We start from the raw sequence: 16,789 nt of genomic DNA, 5'->3' as shown, positions 1-16,789 counted from the left end.
TTCGCGAGTCTAACCTATCCGTAATTATTAATTCAAACCCATTTTTTGAAGTACAGTGCAGCCCATGTCCGCCGTCACCCTGACCCCCCGTGCCCTCTATGAAGAGGTGGCCGAGCTCCTGCGCCAGCGAATCTTCCGCCGCGAGCTGGAGCCCGGCAGCTGGATCGACGAACTCAAGCTGGCCGAGGAATACGGCATCAGCCGCACCCCCCTGCGCGAGGCGCTGAAGGTGCTGGCCGCCGAAGGGCTGGTGACGATGAAGGTGCGCCGCGGCGCCTACGTCACCGAGGTGTCGGAACAGGACCTGGCCGACGTCTACCACCTGCTCTCCCTGCTGGAGAGCGACGCTGCCGGCGTGGTGGCCGAGCGCGCCACCGATGCCCAGCGCACCGAGCTGAAGGCGCTGCACGCCGAACTGGAGGCCGCGGCCGCCCCCGGCAAGGAAGACCGCGAGCACTTCTTTGCGGTGAACGAGCGCTTCCACATGAGCCTGCTGGCCATTGCCAACAACAAGTGGCGCGACCAGATGGTGGCCGACCTGCGCAAGGTGATGAAGTTGAATCGCCACAACTCGCTGCTGAAGGCGGGGCGCATCGCCGAATCGCTGGCGGAGCACCGCGAGGTGATGGCGGCCATCGAGGCGCGCGACGCCGCCAAGGCCATGGCGCGCATGCGCGAGCACTTCCTCAACGGCCTCGAAGCCGCTGGATAGGGCTCACCCCCAGGCTGCGCGCACTTCGTGTCGCTTCGCCAACCCCCTTCCGGGGGCGACGCCTGCGGCCCGGCAGAGCCGGTTCCGCGGCGTCTCGCGAAGGGGCCTGCGCCCTTTGGGCGCGGCCTCGTGCCGCTTCTGCTCAATCCAATATGAGGGTGCCAGCTTCGGTGGCGATGCGCTGGGCGATTTCCAGCATGCGCGGGGCGACACGGCTGAGCATGGCCTCCCGCGGCAGCAGGTAGGCAGGGCCGCCGCAGCTCACGCCGAAGCGTTCGCCGCGCGGGCCTTCGAGCGCGAAGCCCAGGGCGTGGATCTGGGGGTTCCATTCGCCGAAGGAGGTGCAGTAGCCCAGGCGGGCGTGCTCTTCGAGGCTGGCGATGAGGCGCGGCTCGATGGCGTGCCAGTTCTCGCCGGTTTCGAGCCGGATCTGCTCCAGCAATGCCGATTGCTCAGGCCCGGGCAAGGCGCCAATGTAGGCGCGGCCGGAAGCCGAGGTGGCGATCGACATGCGCGAGCCGACATCGATGCGGGAGCTGATGAGCGCCGAGCGCGGCCGCAATGAATCGATGACCAGCATGTCAAGGTCGTCGCGCACCGCCATGTGGATGCTGGCGCCCGACAGTTCGGCCAGGTTGCTCAGATGCGGACGCGCCAGCGCCCTCAGGTCGAAATTGCGCAGGTAGCGGCTGCTCATGTCGAGCAGCACCGGCCCCAGGCTGAAGCGCTCGCTGTCCTGCGACTGCCGCAGGTACCCCGCTGCGACCAGCGTCGCCGTGAGGCGCGACACCGTGGCCTTCGGGATGCCGGTGGTGTCGGCCAATTCCCGGTTTCCGATCGGGGCCGCTGCCATCCCGATGACCTTCAGCAGCGACAACCCCCTGGCAAGCGCACTGACTTCTTCCTTGCCGCCCACAGCTTCACTCATAAGACAGAACCTTTTTCTTGTTTCCCTGGCCGCCTTATTCTTGAGCAAAAACAGGTGCTTGAATCACACTTGTTGTGGCATTGTCATGAAACCGCGTTCCATCACGCGTCAACTTCGCCCAATTGTGCCGCCCGTCTACAAAGTCGGTGACAGCGGCGCGAAGAATCAGGCGGCCTGGACGGCGGGTTCGTGCGCCAGCGCCATCACTTCGTGCGGCGGGCGGGTCTTCAGGCGATGGTCGCTCCAGACCTGGCGCCAGCGGCGCGCACCGGGCAGCCCGTTGCGCAGGCCCAGCATGTGGCGCGCGATCGACCACCAGTGGGTGCCGTGTTCGGCCGCCTCGCGGACCATGTAGTCGCACATCCGCGCCTCGAGGTCCTCGCGCGTGAGCGTCAGCGGGGCGTCGCCGTAGAACTCGGCGTCCCACTCGGCCAGCCACCAGGGGTTGTGGTACGCCTCGCGGCCCACCATGGCGCCATCGAGCAGCCGCAGGTGCTCGTGCACCTGGGCGTTGGTGGCGATGCCGCCGTTGATCGAAAACTGCAGCGCCGGAAAGTCGTGCTTCAGGCGGTGCACCAATGCGTATCGCAGCGGCGGAATCTCGCGGTTCTGCTTCGGGCTCAGGCCCTGCAGCCAGGCGTTGCGCGCATGCACGATGAACGTGCCGCAGCCTGCCTCGCTCACCGCGCCGACAAAGTCGCGCACGAACTCGTAGCTCTCGATCTTGTCGATGCCGATGCGGTGCTTCACGGTGACGGGCACATCGACCACGTCGACCATCGCCTTCACGCAGTCGGCCACCAGCTGCGGCTCGTTCATGAGGCAGGCCCCGAAGGCGCCGCGCTGCACGCGCTCGCTCGGGCAGCCGCAGTTCAGGTTGATCTCGTCGTAGCCCCATTCCTCGCCAAGCTTCGCGCAGTGCGCCAGGTCGTTCGGCTCGCTGCCGCCGAGCTGCAGGGCGACGGGGTGTTCTTCGGCATGAAAGCGCAGGTGACGCGGCACATCGCCGTGAATCAGCGCGCCCGTGGTCACCATCTCGGTGTAGAGCAGCGCATGGCGCGTCATGAGGCGATGGAAAAACCGGCAATGGCGATCGGTCCAATCCATCATGGGCGCGACCGAAATGATTTTCTCTTTGAGATTCAACAACTTACCGCTATCACTCATACCTTGGACCCTCTCGTGTGCATGTTCGCGTGCACGCCAAACCGCCCGGATACGCCGCACACAGCGCACACGAAATGTCCACCTTCACGCACCACAGACATCGAGCGGGTAGTTTCTCACGCGGCGTCTGGTCGCGCCTCGACCCGCTGCACGTGACCATGCGCCTCATAGCGCCTGCGCTTCATCGGCCTGCGCCTCGTCGTTCCGCATCGGCACCTCGCTCGCCACCAACGGCGTGCCGATGGGCGCGCCGGCCTTGCCCTCCTGCACCGCGGCCATGTCGATGTCGTTCGGGTACTGGTCTGCAAGCCAGTAGTCGAACACCCGCCGCACGATCGGCGCCGCATGTGCCGCACCGAAGCCCGCGTTCTCGACGATCGCCGCCACGGCAATGGTCGGGTCTTCGGCCGGGGCGAATGCCATGTACAGCGCGTGATCGCGCTGGCGCGCATCGAGTGTCTTGCCGCTCGCGCGCGCCTTCGGCCCCAGGCTCACGGCCTGCGCGGTGCCGGTCTTGCCGGCCGATGTGTACGCGGCGCCGGCAAACACGCGCGTGCCGGTGCCGCCCTTCGTCACCGCCACCATCGCGTCGCGCACCACCTCGACGTGCTTGCGCGCATAGCCCAGGTCCTGGGCCGGAGGCTGCACCTGCTGCACCACCTGGCCGGTCGCGGTGTCGCGGATGGCACGCACCAGGTGCGGCTGGTAGCGCACGCCGCCGTTGGCCAGCGTGGCGTTGGCCGAGGCCAGCTGCAGCATCGTGAAGTTGTTGTAGCCCTGTCCGATGCCCAGTGAAATCGTCTCGCCCGGGTGCCAGCCCTTCATGTCGGCGCGCCGATAGGCCGCACGCTTCCACGCCTTGCTCGGCAGCACGCCGCGCGATTCGCCCTGCAGGTCGATGCCGGTGAACTGCCCGAAACCCAGCGGCGCCATGAAGTCGTGGATCAGGTCGACGCCCATCTCGGCGGCCAGCGAATAGAAATACGTGTTGCTCGAGAACTGGATGGCGCGGTGCATGTCGACGCCGCCCAGCCCGCCCCGATGGCTGCGGAACGTGCGCCCGCCGAAGGTGTAGAAACCCGGGTCGTTCTCCACCTTGTCCGCCGCGCGCTTGCCGGTCTGCAGTGCTGCCATGGCCATGAAGGGCTTGTAGGTGGAGCCCGGCGGGTACGTGCCGCGCAGCGCGCGGTTCAGCAGCGGATTGTCGGGCGACTCGATCAGCGCCTTCCAGCTCTCGGTGTCGATGCCCTCGACGAACAGGTTGGGATCGAAGGTGGGCTTGCTCACGAAGGCCAGCACCTCGCCGGACTTCGGGTCGATGGCCACCAGCGCGCCGCGGCGCTCGCCGAACATGTCTTCCACGAGCTTCTGCAGCTTGATGTCCAGCGACAGCATCACCGTGTGGCCGGGCTTGGCCGGGTAACGCGCCAGGCGGCGGACCGCGTGCCCACCGGCCGAGGTTTCCATCTGCTCCACGCCGGTCTGGCCGTGCAGCGCCTGCTCGTAGCTCTGCTCGATGCCGACCTTGCCGATGTAGTCGGTGCCGCGGTAGTTGGCACGCTTGTCCTCCGGCCAGTCGTCCATCGCGGTTTTCTCGCGCTGGTTGACGCGGCCGATGTAGCCGATCACATGGGCTCCTACCTCGCCATGCGGGTAGGTGCGAAAGAGCCGCGCCTTGATCTCCACCCCGGGAAAGCGATAGCGCTGCGCCGCGAAGCGCGCCACCTCTTCATCGCTCAGGCGCGTGCGGATGGGCAGCGAGTCGAAGCTGCGCGAATCTTCGCGCAGGCGCTGGAAGCGGCGACGGTCCCTCGGCGTCACTTCGACCAGGCCATCCAGCGCGTCGATGACGGCATCGATGTGGCCCACCTTCGACGGCGTGATCTCCAGCGTGTAGGCCGCGTAGTTGGACGCCAGCACCACGCCGTGGCGGTCCAGGATCTGCCCGCGGTTGGGCACCACCGGAACGATTGCCGTGCGATTGCTCTCGGCCCGCCCCGCCAGCTCGTCATGGCGCATCACCTGCAAGTAGACCAGCCGTGCGCCGATCAGACCGAATCCGAACAACACCGCGCAGCCGACCACCACCACACGACGGCGAAAAAGTGCGAGTTCGACGGCGGCATTGCGGATTTCATTCATCGGGAGGAAGGAGGATCGGAAGAAGCTGCAGAAAGGCCCGATAAGAGAGCCTGCCCGCCCGAAGGTTCCGCGCCCCGTCCACCTGACATCCCCCGGCGGCTGCGCCGGCAGTTGCGCGCCGCCCCCGAAGCTCACCGGTCAGTTCGACCAGGACCGCGGCGGCCCACGTCGCGCAGGCCGATGCGGTGCGTGATGATTTCGCTCGGCCGGATGCGCGCCGGCGACATCATGTGGCGGCGTTGTCCGACTCCGCCACACCGCCGCGTCGAGACAATGGGGCAGCCTGAAAGAAGCGCCCCGCGCCCCAGGCCACGCTTTTCATATCCAGGCTTCGCACCGATGACCCGCATCTACCTCATAGAAGACAACCCTCTGATCGCCACCACCCTGACCGATGGACTGCGGGAATTCTCTGGATGCGAAGTCGTCGCCACCGCCAGCACCTGCGACGAAGCGATCGACTGGCTCGAATCGAACCCCGATGGCTGGGATGCCGCCGTGATCGACATGTTCCTGGCGCAAGGCAACGGCCTGACCGTTGCGAACCATCTGAAGGACCGCAAATCGCCCGTGCAACGCACTGTGGTGTTCATGAACCACGCGACGTCCGAGGTGCGCGAAGGCGCACTGTCGGCGGGGGTCGATGCCGTGTTCGACAAGTCGCTGCAGCTCGAAGATTTCTACGAGTTCTGCCGCAAGCTCGGTATTTCGAGGCGCTGAGCGACTGCGCCGCGGAGCGCGCAGCGAATGCCGGTCGCTGCACGGCCTGAATGATTCGCGGCGGCACAATTGCCCGCGTGCCACGCCTACTTCACCTCCTGACCGCAGGCCTCGCGCTCGCGTCCTCATTCGCTGTGGCGGCCGCTCACGCAGCCGACCCTGTGGTGCTCGTCACCTCGCCCGTCGCGCTGCAGGCCGCCGAGAAGTCCGGCGCCGGTTTCGGCCGCTGGTTCGACGTACCCGTCGCTGCGAGCGGCATCGCCACCAACCAGGCGCTCGCGCGCTCGCCCGCCTGGCAATCGATCACCGCCGCGCTGAAAGGCAGCCTCGCCGCCCTGCAGCGCCGCGACCCGCAGGCCGGCGTCGGCATCGCGCGCTACCCGCACCGGATCTTCGATGCGCGCTGGCTTGCCAGCCCCGACGCCTTCTTTGAGCTGGTCGGTGTGGCCAACCGCATGGACCGCCGCCCCTTCCAGCCCGGCGCCTGCGGCGAGACGCGGCTCGTGTACCGGCTGGCCTACCGCTCGGCCGCAATGCAGTCGCGCTTGCCGATGACCGTCGCGGTCGAACTGCGCGGCGACGCGCCCGACGCCGACGGCAGTTGCGCCAGCGCTGCACGACGCTGGCAGCCGCCGCAGGCTTCGATGAAAGACGAGGCCCTCGGCCGCTGGCTCGTGTCGGCCGACGGCCCGCTGGCGCCGCAACGGCTCGCGCAGGCCCGCATCGCGCAGGTGACGACCAACCTGCAGAGCGTGCGCTGGCCCTCGGCCGTGCGGCCCGACCTCGGCGGCCATGCCGAATACTTGCTGCGCGCCTTCCGCTGGAACGCGGGCACGCAACGCTTCGACGCGGGCCCGCTCGAGAACACGCCCGACGTCGCGAAGCTCAAGGCCGATGCCCCCTTGCGCAAGGCGCTGCTGCAATGGCTGCAGCAGCCCGACACGCTGCGCGCGCTCGACAACGCCACCGTGCGCATCCCCGATCGCTTTCTGGCGACCGAGTCCGTTTCCGTCGCACCGCGCGGTCTCGAACGCCTGGCGAACCGGCCCTTCGAACAGCTGTTCGCGACAGGCGACTGGCAGCCCGTGCCCGGCAGCCGCACGCTGCAATCACCGCAGGCGGTGCTGCGCCGGCTCGACGACCTGAGCTGCGCCGGCTGCCACCAGAGCCGTGCGGTCGCGGGCTTTCACCTGCTGGGCCTGGACCGGCGCGGCGTCTCGCGCACCTTCACGACCGGCAACGCGCTCGCGCTGCCGCATTCGCCGCACCTGCAAGATGAGTTGGCGCGGCGCGAACGCTATGTGAAGGCCGCGCTGACAACGCCCGTGCCCGATCCGTTCCGCCCGTTGGCCACGCCCGACGACGCCAACGCCGCGCCCGAGAAAGCCACGGTCGGCGCGAGCTGCGAGCCCACGCGCATCACCGCATCGGCCGACCCCTGGCGCGACCGCGCCCAGAAACTGCCGCGCACCGCCGCCACGACCTGCGAAGGCGCGGATTCGGTCTGCGAGAAGACCTCCGTCGGCTTCCCCGGCGGCATGTGCTCGGGCCGCTGCGATCCGAAAGACCCGAACGGCACCTGCGGCGGCATCGCCATCCTCAGCGATTTCAATCAGTGCCTGGCGGCGAAGCAGCCGTTCGGCGATTGTTTGAGCAAGCACACGCGGCCCGGCAACCTGCGCAGCTGCTCGGCGCACAAGCCTTGTCGCGAGGACTACATCTGCGCGCAGGCAGAGGGGCAGCCTGAAGGACGTGGGGCGTGCATTCCGCCGTACTTCCTGTTCCAGATGCGGGTGGACGGGCACTCCTGAAGAACGAGCACGCGGGCAGGCACTCAACTTTCCTCGTACCACCGGTCCTTCGCCAGCATCACCCGGTGATGCCCACATCCCGACGGCATCATCGGAAAGCAGTTCTCCTGCGCCGCCACCTGCACGTCCAGAAAGAACGGCCCCTTGCTCGCCAGGCATTCGGCCAGCGCCTCTTCCAGCTCGGCCGGGTCGGACACCCGCCGCGCGCCCCAGCCGAAAGCCTTGGCCAGCGCCACGAAGTCGGGCAGTGCCTCGTTCCAGCTGTGGCTCAGGCGGTTGCCGTGGTTCAGCTCCTGCCATTGGCGCACCATGCCCATGTAGCCGTTGTTGCTCAGCACCAGCTTCACGGCCGTGCCGTGCTGCATCGCCGTCGACAGCTCCTGGATGTTCATCAGCACCGACGCGTCGCCGCTCACGCACACCGTGAGCGCATCGGGGTGCGCGATCTGCGCGCCGATGGCGGCAGGCAGCCCGTAGCCCATGGTGCCGGCGCCGCCCGAGGTGAGCCAGTGGCGCGGGCTGTCGAAGCGCAGGTACTGCGCGGCCCACATCTGGTGCTGGCCCACGTCGGTCGAGACGATCGCGTCGCGGCCCGCGATGGCCCGCTGCAGCGACGACATCAGCTGCTGCGGCAGGATTTCTTCGGTTGATGGCGTGAAAGCCAGGCAGTCTTCGGCGCGCCAGCGCTCGATACGTGCCCACCACGGCGCCAGCCGCTCGGGCGCAAAGTCTTCGGGCAGCAGCCCCAGCAGCGCTTCGACGATGGCGCCGCAGTCGCCCACCATCGGCACGTCGACGTGCACCACCTTGTTGATGCTGCCGGGGTCGATGTCGATGTGGATTTTGCGGGCGTGCGGACAGAACTCGTCGAGCTTGCCCGTCACGCGGTCGTCAAAGCGCGCGCCCACGCACACCACCAGGTCGGCCTCGTGCATGGCGAGGTTGGCTTCGAGCATGCCGTGCATGCCCAGCATGCCGACGAACTTCGGGTCGGACGCGGGGAACGCGCCCAGCCCCATCAGCGTGAGCGTGCACGGTGCGTGCAGCCGGTGCACCAGCTGCGTGAAGGCCTCGCAGGCCGCCGGCCCCGAGTTGATGAGCCCGCCTCCGCCGTAGAGCACGGGCCGGCGCGCAGTCGAGATCAGGTCGGCCGCGCGCTGCAGCATCGCCCGCGGTGGCAGCGGCGCGCGGCCCGTGCGCAGGGCGCGCAGCGGCGCGGGTGCAGTGCCATGCGTGAGGCGCATGAGCTGGATGTCCTTCGGCACGTCGAGCAGCACCGGGCCGGGGCGGCCGGTGGTGGCAATGTCGAGCGCGCGGCGCACCAGCGCGGGCACGTCGTCGGCCGCGCGCACCTGCCGGTTCCACTTGGTCACCGGGCGCGACATGCCCAGCGCGTCGCTTTCCTGGAAAGCCTGCGTGCCGATCACCGCCGTCGACACCTGCCCGCTGATGCACAGCACCGGCACCGAATCGCTCATCGCGTCGAGCAGCCCCGTGATCGTGTTGCCCACGCCCGGCCCCGAGGTGACCAGCACCACGCCGACGCGGCCCGTGCTGCGCGCATAGCCCTCGGCCGCATGCACCGCCGCCTGTTCGTGGCGCACCAGCACATGGCGCAGCCGGGGCTCGCCGTGCAGCGCGTCGTACAGCGGCAGCGCCGCGCCGCCGGGGTAGCCGAAGATCGTGTCGACACCGCACTCGACCAGCGTGTCGAGCAGCGCTTCGGCACCATTGCGCACGCGGGGCGGGGTCTCAGGCACGGCCGGCGAGAGGGAGGGCGAGGATGTGGGGGGAAGGTCGAGCAGTCGCATGCCGTCAATTCTTCCGCTCTTGAGGCAGAATTTGCTTCTTTCTTTTGGCTGTTTAAGCCCGAAACATGAAAACCAATCGCCAAACATCGAACGACACCGAAGGATCTTTCGACAAGACCGATCTGGCGATCCTGCGCGTGCTGCTGCTCGATTCGCGCAAGACCCTGCAGGAGATCGGCAACGAGGTCGGCCTGTCGCCCACCAGCTGCTGGACGCGCATCAAGAAACTCGAGGCTTCGGGCGTCATCAAGCGCTACACCGTCGACGTCGATCCGGCCAAGCTGGGCTACCACGACTCGGTGATCGTGCAGGTCACGCTCGAAAGCCACACCGACGAAACCCTGTACGACTTCGGCCGCACCCTCGCCACCATCCCCGAGATCCAGGAGGCCTACCTGGTCTCGGGCGACTACGACTACTACATCCGCATCGCCGTGCGCGACACGCGCGACTACGAACGGCTGCTGCGCGAGAAGCTCTACAAGATCCCCGGCATCCGGCACAGCAAGTCGCACTTTGTGTTGCGCGTGCTGAAGGAGGCGACAGTGCCGGTGATCTGAGGGGCCACCAGGCCCGCTCGAATGCATGCTGGGTACGATCGACGACGAACGGCCCTTCGCTGACGCCACCCCCTCCATGAGAACGACTTCGGAACATCGCACGCTGATCGTCCTGGGCGGCCTGCCAGGTACAGGCAAGACCACCATCGCGCGCGAACTCGCGGCGCGCATCCCTTGCGCGTACCTGCGCATCGACGCCATCGAGCACGCGCTGAAAACCGCGAATGGACACGGCGACGATGTGGGTCCGGCCGGCTATGTCGTGGCCTACGCGCTGGCCCGGTCCAACCTCGTGCTGGGCATGCCCGTGGTTGCCGACTGCGTCAATCCGCTGGCGGTCACGCGCGAAGCGTGGCGGGCCGTGGCGACCGACACGTCGTCGAAGCTGGTGGAAGTGGAAGTCGTGTGCTCCGATGCGGCGGAACACCGCCGGCGCGTGGAACACCGGGAGGCCGACCTTGCGGGCTTTGCGTTGCCAAGCTGGGAGTCCGTGCCTCGGCATGATTACGAGGCTTGGGGTACGAGCCGCCTGGTGATTGATTCCACGCTGATGAGCGCGAGTGACGCGGCAGACCTGATCTGCCGGCAAATGCATGCGCCGTAAGTCGATACGATCCCGTTTTGTCGATGTCTTCCAGGGCGTCATCGTGCTCGGCCCCTGGGCCGCGATGTTTGCCTATCTGGGCCTTGCACCGCTGGCTGCTTATCTGCTCGACGGCACCCAACTTCGCACGGGCCCCAGTCGTGGAGCCTCCTATTGGTGGAGCTTCTCGGAAGCAGTGACGGCTCAGTACCCGACCCTCAGCTGGCTGCTGGGACTCAAGAGCCATGTCGTCTTGTTGACTTGCCTGGCGGGCATGGTGATCGGGCCGATTGTTGCGTGGCGCCTAGGCCGACGCCTGAGCCGAAAGCCTTGAATCGCGAATTCAGTCCCAGGCGGCGCCATGCCCGACTCCCGCCGACTTCTTCATCGGCAAAGGCCACGTGCGGCTGGAGGGCTTCCATCCGCGCAAACGGATCGCGGGCATCGGGCAGAAACTCCTGGGTGAGATCAGGCGATCAAGCGCCTGAAGACCCTGCCCGAGTCGCCGTGAACCACGATGCCGTCGCCTACAGACTCCCCGCAATCCACTCGCGCAGCCACCGGTGGCCCGCATCGCGGTGCCTGCGCTCATGCCACAGCATCGCCATCTCGTAGCCCGGCACCTCGAGCGGCGCCTCCACCACGCGCAGCCCCGGCGCGCCGCGCGCCAGGCGCTCGGGCAGCATCGCGACCATGTCGGTGCTGGCCAGCACGGACATCATGAACAGGAAGTGCGGCACCGACAGCACCACGCGCCGCGCGAGTCCCTGCGCGGCCAGCGCCTCGTCGGTGGGGCCCGAAAAACCGCCGCCGCCGAGCGACACCACCACATGCTCCAGCGCGCAGAACTGCGCGAGCGTGGGCCGGCGCTTCAGGCGCGGGTGCCCTGCCCGGCCGGCCAGCACGTAGCGCTCGTGGAACAGCACGCGCCGGTGCAGGCCGCGCGGTGCGCCCACGCTGGTGTGAAAGAACAGGTCGATCTCCGACTGCTCCAGCTGGCGCGCCATGCGCGTGGGCACCGCCTCCACCACGGCGAGCCGCGTTTTCGGCGCGGCCGCGCGCAGGCCGGCCAGCGCCGGCAGCAGGATGGCCGACTCGGCGTAGTCGGCCGCGGCCACGCGCCAGGTCGTGGTCGCCTCGGCCGGGTCGAAGGGCTGGCTGGGTGCCACCGCGCGGCCCAGCGACGCGAGGGCCTCGCGCAGCGGCTCGCGCAGTTCGTCGGCGCGCGCGGTGGGCCGCATGCCGCGTTGCGCAGGCACGAGCAGCGGGTCGTGGAAGAGCTCACGCAGCTTGGCGAGCTGCACGCTCACCGAGGGCTGCGAGAGGTTCAGGCGCTCGGCCGCGCGGGTCACGTTGCGCTCGGCCAGCAGGGTGTCGAGCGTGACCAGCAGGTTGAGGTCGATGCGGCTGAAATTGTTCATGGCGATACCTGGCATTCAAACTATTCATTTCCAATATAGCGCGCCAATACCTAACCTGAGGGCATCTTCACTCACCCCCTGACACCGTGAACATCCTGCTGGTCCTTGCCCATCCCGAAGCCACCTCGCTCAACGGCTCGCTCCATCGCTTCATGGTCGAACGCCTCACGCGCGCCGGCCACTGCGTGCGCGTGTCCGACCTGTACGCGATGCGCTGGAAGCCCGCACTCGACGCCGACGATTTCCCTGCGCGCGACACCGCCGCGCCCTTCGACCCCGTGCGCGACTCACTGCACGCGTTCGAGGGCGGCACGCAAACCGCCGACATCACCGCCGAGCAGGAGAAGCTGCTCTGGGCCGACGCGGTGATCCTGCAGTTCCCGCTGTGGTGGTACTCGATGCCCGCCATCCTCAAGGGCTGGATCGAGCGCATCTACGCCTATGGCTTTGCCTACGGCGTGGGCGAACACTCCGACACACACTGGGGCGACCGCTTTGGCCAAGGAACCTTGGCCGGCAAGCGCGCGATGCTGGTGGTGACGACCGGCGGCTGGGCCTCGCACTACGCCCCGCGCGGCATCAACGGGCCGATGGACGAACTGCTGTTCCCCATCCACCACGGCATCCTCTACTACCCCGGCTTCGACGTGCTGCCCCCCTTCGTGGTGCATCGCACGGGAAAGGTCGACGCGGCCGCTTATGCGCGCATCACCGGCGAGCTCGGTGAACGGCTCGACACGCTGTGGACCACCGACCCGATCGCGTTCCGACCGCAGAACGGCGGCGACTACGACATTCCCGCGCTCACGCTGCGCGAACACATCGCGCCGGGCCGCGCGGGCTTCGGGGTACACCGCAAAAGCAGCGAATCTGAAACTTTGGTTTCCGAACGCGCCAGCTTTTAACCACGCCGGGATCAGGTGGATTCGCGGGTGACTTCAAAACGTCGCGACAACGCAGCAAGATGCGCATCCGCCGATTCGTCCGAAGGAGCTTGTCCATGTTCGCCACGCCAGAACGCACCGTCAAGATTCCGGGCCCCGACCATGCGATCACCATCGCGCCAAATCCGTTGCGCGTGGTGGTGTCGGTGGGAGGGCATGTGATTGCCGATTCGCGCGACGCACTGACATTGCGCGAGTCGCATTTCGGCACCGTGCACTACCTCCCGCGCAAAGACGTTCGCATGTCGCTGCTGGAGCGCACCGCGCACGCGACCTATTGCCCGTACAAGGGCGAGTGCGCCTACTACAGCATTCCGGCCGGCGGCGAACGCTCGGTGAATGCGGTGTGGACCTACGAGTCGCCGTACGAATCGGTCGCGCCGATCAAGGACCACGTGGCCTTCTATCCGGACCGTGTGGGCACGATCGAAGAGCGCTGCTTCTGAGCATCCATCCGCTGGCGCAAGAAAACCGGCCCTTGCTTTCGCAAGGCCGGCTCTTCTTTCTCTGACCTGCTGACACCCGCCCCGTGCGGGGCCAGGTGCGCGCCAGTCGTCGCGTCGACGGATTACAGCGGCAGAGCGTCGCCGCGTGCCGCCGCGCGGGCTTCGGCACGCACCGTGGCGCGGTCCAGGCCGCTGGCCAGCACCGGGGCCACGCGGGATGTCACGGCTTCGCTGTAGGGGTTCTCGCTGCGCGCGGCGACCACGGCCTGGGCGCGGACGGCATCGCGGCTCACGGTCGAGACGAACACCTGGGCAGGACCTGCGTCGGCACCGGTGGCGTAGGGGTTGGCGCTGCGTGCGGCCACAACAGCTTCGGCGGCGACATCGGCGCGGCTGGCGGCCGAGGTCAGCTGATGCACGCCTTCGTAGGTTTCAGCGTGGGCGGCGCCGGCAACAGCCATCAGGGCAACAGCAACGGCGGAGAGGAGCTTGGAGGCGGTCATGTCGGTTTCCTTCTTCAATTCAGTTCAGTACAAGTTCTTGCTTGGATGGTTTGAACCGGTCTTGGGTGGGTCACCGTCCCTCTTCTTGAAGGGCGGCCAACTCGCTCGGGCCTGTTCATCCGGGTCAGCTGGAGGGCCGGTTCGTGAGATGAATTGTGCGCCGCGATCTAGGTAAAAACCCGTAGCAAAAGGAACCACGGCGTTCCCGAAACGGAAACAATGCGGCGCGTTCCGAGAAGCGTCAGGGCGGCAGCAGCAGCGGTCCGCAGTTGCTCTGGGTGACGAACACGGCCATGAGCTTCGCGGGCTTCACTGGATCGGGGTTCTCGGCGAACACATGCAGCGTGTCCGGCGGCTCGAAGAAGGTCTCGCCGCTCTTGAAGGTGCCTACCGGGCCGCCGCCCAGCTGCGAGCGGATGGTGCCTTCGAGAATGATCGCGGTCACCGAGCCCGGGTGCCGGTGCGCGGGCGAATACGCGAGCGGCGGAAAGTCGACGAGCACCGTCGTCACCGACTTGCCCGGCACGTGCGGCAGCGCCTCGCACGACAGCACCTTGACCTGCGTCGCCGGCCGCGCCGTCGCTTCCGAGCCCGCGGGCACCGGCGCTGACGCGAACATCGGCCGCGCCACCGAGCTGCACACGTCGGCGAACCACTGCACAGCCTCCTGCTGGCCCGCGCGCGGCATCAGCGCCCAGCCGGCGGCAAGCACCAGCGACAGCCCCGCCAGACCCGCGCCGATCGACGACGTGCGATGCCAGCGTGCGGCCTTCATGACACGACCTCCCGCGACAGCCGCAGCGCCGCATGCCAGCCCAGCTCACGCCTGGCCTTCTCGCTGCTGAGCCCGACGCTGTCTTCCGCGATGTTGAAGACGCCGCCGCGTGCATGCCGCATGGCCAGCACCGCCGCCCACGCCGCAGCTTCGACATGCACCGGGCTCGCACCCCTGGGTGCCGCGTTCGACGTACCGGGCCCATACAGTTGGCCATAGCGCAGCACCGTGCCCGTGAGGCCGACGGCATCGCGCACGCTGCGTTCCAGCGCCACCACACCGTCGATGCTGATGCGGCGGCCGCCTTCGGCGGCGAGGTCGAGCGGATCGTCCTCGGTGTGCGGCATCGGTCCGGGCGCGTAGGCCCACGCGATGCTCTGCGCGATCACCTGCGTCGCACCGGCCGCGAGCGACGCCGCGACGAGGTGCCGCGTGCCCTCGATGCGCACGCGCGCATTGCGCACCACGGCCTCGGCCATGAGCGCCGGATTCAGGTCCTTGGGCAGATCGGTGAGTTGATGAATGACGACCGCCGGCGCGATGCGCACCAGCGCGTCGCGCAAGGCCTGTGCGTCGAACACGTCGACCACCACCGGCGTCACGCCGCGAGCCTCCAGCGCCGCCGCGCGATCGGCACGGCGGGTGCCGCCATACACCGCGTGCCCCGCCTCGAGCAACAGAGGGATCAGCGCTGTGCCCACGGCCCCGGTCGCGCCCGCCACGAATACCTTCTCGCCCATTGCGTGTCCTTCTTTCCTGCTGGCTGTTCGAAGCCACGAGCTTAGGATTTCGATGCCCCATATGAAAGAACCAAGAATCATCAAAATGTCTGGGCCATGATCGAGCCGCCCCACCCAACCGCCGCCCTCCCCGGCATCGACCGTTCAACGTCGATCCCGCTGCACCGCCAGGTCTACGAACGCTTTCGCACGGCGATCGACCGCGGCGTGCTTCGCCCCGGCGACCGTGTGGCGTCGGCGCGCAGTTTGGCGGGCGAGCTGGGCGTGGCGCGCGGCACGGTCGAAGCGGCCTACAGCCAGCTCGCGGGTGAAGGCTACTTTTCGGCGCAGGGACAGGCGGGCACGGTGGTGTCGCCATCGCTGCCGGTGCAGCGGCCCCTGCGCGCCGGTTCGCGCCGTGTCGTCGATGCACCCGCGCTCCCCGGTCCCGTCGCCCCGCCGCCGTTGCAACTCGGCATCCCGGCGCTCGATGCCTTTCCGCGCAAGCTCTGGGCGCGCCTGGTCGCCCGCCGTGCGCGCGCCATGGGCGCGGCAGACCTGTTCTACGGCGACCCCGCAGGCCATGCGCCGCTGCGCGAGGCCATCGCGGCCTACCTGCTGGTGTCGCGCGGCGTGGCCTGCCAGCCTGCGCAGGTCTTCGTCACCGGCGGCTACCGCGCATCGCTGGCGCTCGTGGCGCGCACGCTGCTCGCGAAAGACGATCGCGTGTGGACCGAAGACCCGGGCTTCGCGCCCACGCACGATGTGCTGCGCAGTGCCGGCCATCGCGTCGTGCCCGTGCCGGTGGACGACGAAGGCCTGGTGGTGGCGCGGGGCGTTCGCCGCGCGCCGACAGCGCGCTTGGCGCTCGTCACGCCCTCGCACCAGGCGCCGCTGGGCGTATCGATGTCGCTGGCGCGCCGGCTGCAGCTGCTCGCGTGGGCCTCGCGCGCCAAGGCCTGGATCGTCGAGGACGACTACGACGGCGAGTACCGCTATGCCGGCGCGCCGCTGCCCGCGCTCAAGAGCCTCGACGGACACGACCGCGTTCTGTATGCCGGCAGCTTCTCGAAGGTGCTGTATCCGGGGCTGGCGCTGGGCTATCTCGTGGTGCCCGAATCGCTGCGTGCGCGCTTCGACGAGGCGGTGCGCATCGCGTCCAACGGCTGTGCGCAGATCACGCAGGCCACGGTCGCCGATTTCATGCGCGACGGCCATTTCTCGCGCCACCTGAAGAAGATGCGCCTGCTCTACGCACGCCGACGCGCCCTGCTCGCCGAGGCGCTGCAGAAGGCCTTCGGCGATGGTGTGCGCATCGACCTGCAGGCCGGCGGCATGCACCTGATCGCGCGCTTCGACACGCGCACCGAGAGCGACCTCGTGCTGGCCCGCCGCGCGCAAGAGGCCGGCCTGAACTGCCAGCCGCTGTCGGCCCGGGGCACGACCGCCTTCAAAGGCCAAGGGCTGCTGATGGGCTTCACCAACGTCGCTTCGCCGGCCCAGGCACGACAGCTCGCCACGCGGTTGCGCGCGGCGTTGGGTTGAGG

At 68.1% G+C, this 16,789-nt stretch carries 17 protein-coding genes; 9 read left to right on the top strand and 8 right to left on the bottom strand.

Going from position 1 to position 16,789, the window contains the following annotated elements; translation table 11 throughout:
* Window positions 1–64: 64 nt before the first annotated feature.
* Window positions 65–712 carry a GntR family transcriptional regulator gene (locus tag ASD34_RS17815; protein WP_056580037.1) on the top strand — a complete coding sequence of 216 codons (648 nt, stop codon included), beginning with the start codon at window positions 65–67 and terminating at the stop codon, window positions 710–712.
* Window positions 713–854: 142 nt separating this feature from the next.
* Here ASD34_RS17815 and ASD34_RS17810 read toward each other — a convergent pair whose 3' ends face one another.
* The 3 genes from ASD34_RS17810 to mrdA all read right to left on the bottom strand — a co-directional run bounded on the left by ASD34_RS17810 (window position 855) and on the right by mrdA (window position 4,949).
* Window positions 855–1,640: an IclR family transcriptional regulator gene (locus ASD34_RS17810; RefSeq protein ID WP_056580035.1), complete on the bottom strand. Its 786-nt coding sequence runs from the start codon at window positions 1,638–1,640 to the stop codon at window positions 855–857.
* A gap of 165 nt (window positions 1,641–1,805) precedes the next feature.
* Complete coding sequence (gene dusA, locus ASD34_RS17805; protein WP_056580033.1) at window positions 1,806–2,807, bottom strand: tRNA dihydrouridine(20/20a) synthase DusA; 1,002 nt, start codon at window positions 2,805–2,807, stop codon at window positions 1,806–1,808.
* A gap of 165 nt (window positions 2,808–2,972) precedes the next feature.
* Window positions 2,973–4,949, bottom strand: a complete 1,977-nt coding sequence (gene mrdA / locus ASD34_RS17800; RefSeq protein WP_056580032.1) for a penicillin-binding protein 2 — start codon at window positions 4,947–4,949, stop codon at window positions 2,973–2,975.
* A gap of 339 nt (window positions 4,950–5,288) precedes the next feature.
* Between mrdA and ASD34_RS17795 the strand changes: the two genes are divergently transcribed.
* The gene (locus ASD34_RS17795; protein ID WP_056580030.1) at window positions 5,289–5,669 is read left to right on the top strand and encodes a response regulator; all 381 of its coding nucleotides are present in this window, start codon (window positions 5,289–5,291) and stop codon (window positions 5,667–5,669) included.
* 161 nt (window positions 5,670–5,830) lie between these two features.
* Window positions 5,831–7,480 carry a hypothetical protein gene (locus tag ASD34_RS17790; protein WP_235510106.1) on the top strand — a complete coding sequence of 550 codons (1,650 nt, stop codon included), beginning with the start codon at window positions 5,831–5,833 and terminating at the stop codon, window positions 7,478–7,480.
* Window positions 7,481–7,503: 23 nt separating this feature from the next.
* Here ASD34_RS17790 and ilvB read toward each other — a convergent pair whose 3' ends face one another.
* Window positions 7,504–9,291 (bottom strand): biosynthetic-type acetolactate synthase large subunit, encoded by a 1,788-nt coding sequence (gene ilvB / locus ASD34_RS17785; RefSeq protein WP_056580026.1) that lies wholly within the window; start codon window positions 9,289–9,291, stop codon window positions 7,504–7,506.
* A gap of 65 nt (window positions 9,292–9,356) precedes the next feature.
* Between ilvB and ASD34_RS17780 the strand changes: the two genes are divergently transcribed.
* The 3 genes from ASD34_RS17780 to ASD34_RS17770 are packed head-to-tail and all read left to right on the top strand — an operon-like array spanning window position 9,357 to window position 10,768.
* Window positions 9,357–9,851 (top strand): Lrp/AsnC family transcriptional regulator, encoded by a 495-nt coding sequence (locus ASD34_RS17780; protein WP_200937600.1) that lies wholly within the window; start codon window positions 9,357–9,359, stop codon window positions 9,849–9,851.
* Between the two features lie 25 nt (window positions 9,852–9,876).
* Window positions 9,877–10,455 (top strand): AAA family ATPase, encoded by a 579-nt coding sequence (locus ASD34_RS17775; protein WP_321164612.1) that lies wholly within the window; start codon window positions 9,877–9,879, stop codon window positions 10,453–10,455.
* Window positions 10,445–10,768, top strand: coding sequence for a hypothetical protein (locus ASD34_RS17770; RefSeq protein WP_056580024.1), 324 nt, complete (start codon window positions 10,445–10,447; stop codon window positions 10,766–10,768). Before ASD34_RS17775 ends, ASD34_RS17770 begins: the two co-directional genes overlap by 11 nt.
* Window positions 10,769–10,961: 193 nt before the next feature.
* Here the strand turns inward: ASD34_RS17770 and ASD34_RS17765 are convergent, their stop codons facing one another.
* The gene (locus ASD34_RS17765) at window positions 10,962–11,855 is read right to left on the bottom strand and encodes a LysR family transcriptional regulator (RefSeq protein ID WP_056580022.1); all 894 of its coding nucleotides are present in this window, start codon (window positions 11,853–11,855) and stop codon (window positions 10,962–10,964) included.
* 86 nt (window positions 11,856–11,941) lie between these two features.
* Here ASD34_RS17765 and ASD34_RS17760 point away from each other — a divergent pair, with 86 nt between their 5' ends.
* Window positions 11,942–12,760 carry an NAD(P)H-dependent oxidoreductase gene (locus tag ASD34_RS17760; RefSeq protein WP_056580021.1) on the top strand — a complete coding sequence of 273 codons (819 nt, stop codon included), beginning with the start codon at window positions 11,942–11,944 and terminating at the stop codon, window positions 12,758–12,760.
* Window positions 12,761–12,855: 95 nt separating this feature from the next.
* Window positions 12,856–13,245 carry a DUF427 domain-containing protein gene (locus tag ASD34_RS17755; RefSeq protein ID WP_056580019.1) on the top strand — a complete coding sequence of 130 codons (390 nt, stop codon included), beginning with the start codon at window positions 12,856–12,858 and terminating at the stop codon, window positions 13,243–13,245.
* A 122-nt stretch (window positions 13,246–13,367) separates the two neighbouring features.
* Here ASD34_RS17755 and ASD34_RS17750 read toward each other — a convergent pair whose 3' ends face one another.
* The 3 genes from ASD34_RS17750 to ASD34_RS17740 all read right to left on the bottom strand — a co-directional run bounded on the left by ASD34_RS17750 (window position 13,368) and on the right by ASD34_RS17740 (window position 15,263).
* Window positions 13,368–13,748 (bottom strand): hypothetical protein, encoded by a 381-nt coding sequence (locus tag ASD34_RS17750; protein WP_056582485.1) that lies wholly within the window; start codon window positions 13,746–13,748, stop codon window positions 13,368–13,370.
* A gap of 241 nt (window positions 13,749–13,989) precedes the next feature.
* The gene (locus ASD34_RS17745) at window positions 13,990–14,523 is read right to left on the bottom strand and encodes a cupin domain-containing protein (RefSeq protein ID WP_056580017.1); all 534 of its coding nucleotides are present in this window, start codon (window positions 14,521–14,523) and stop codon (window positions 13,990–13,992) included.
* Complete coding sequence (locus ASD34_RS17740; RefSeq protein ID WP_056580014.1) at window positions 14,520–15,263, bottom strand: NAD-dependent epimerase/dehydratase family protein; 744 nt, start codon at window positions 15,261–15,263, stop codon at window positions 14,520–14,522. The genes ASD34_RS17745 and ASD34_RS17740 overlap by 4 nt, the downstream gene beginning before the upstream one ends.
* A 96-nt stretch (window positions 15,264–15,359) precedes the next feature.
* Between ASD34_RS17740 and ASD34_RS17735 the strand changes: the two genes are divergently transcribed.
* On the top strand, window positions 15,360–16,787 hold the full coding sequence (locus ASD34_RS17735) for a PLP-dependent aminotransferase family protein (protein WP_056580012.1): 1,428 nt from the start codon (window positions 15,360–15,362) through the stop codon (window positions 16,785–16,787).
* The last annotated feature ends 2 nt before the right edge of the window (window positions 16,788–16,789 follow it).

It is taken from the genome of Variovorax sp. Root473, assembly GCF_001426505.1.
In the GTDB taxonomy this organism is placed as follows: domain Bacteria; phylum Pseudomonadota; class Gammaproteobacteria; order Burkholderiales; family Burkholderiaceae_C; genus Variovorax.
Note: the sequence above shows the minus strand (reverse complement) of the source record. Positions and strands in the feature narration are given on the sequence as shown.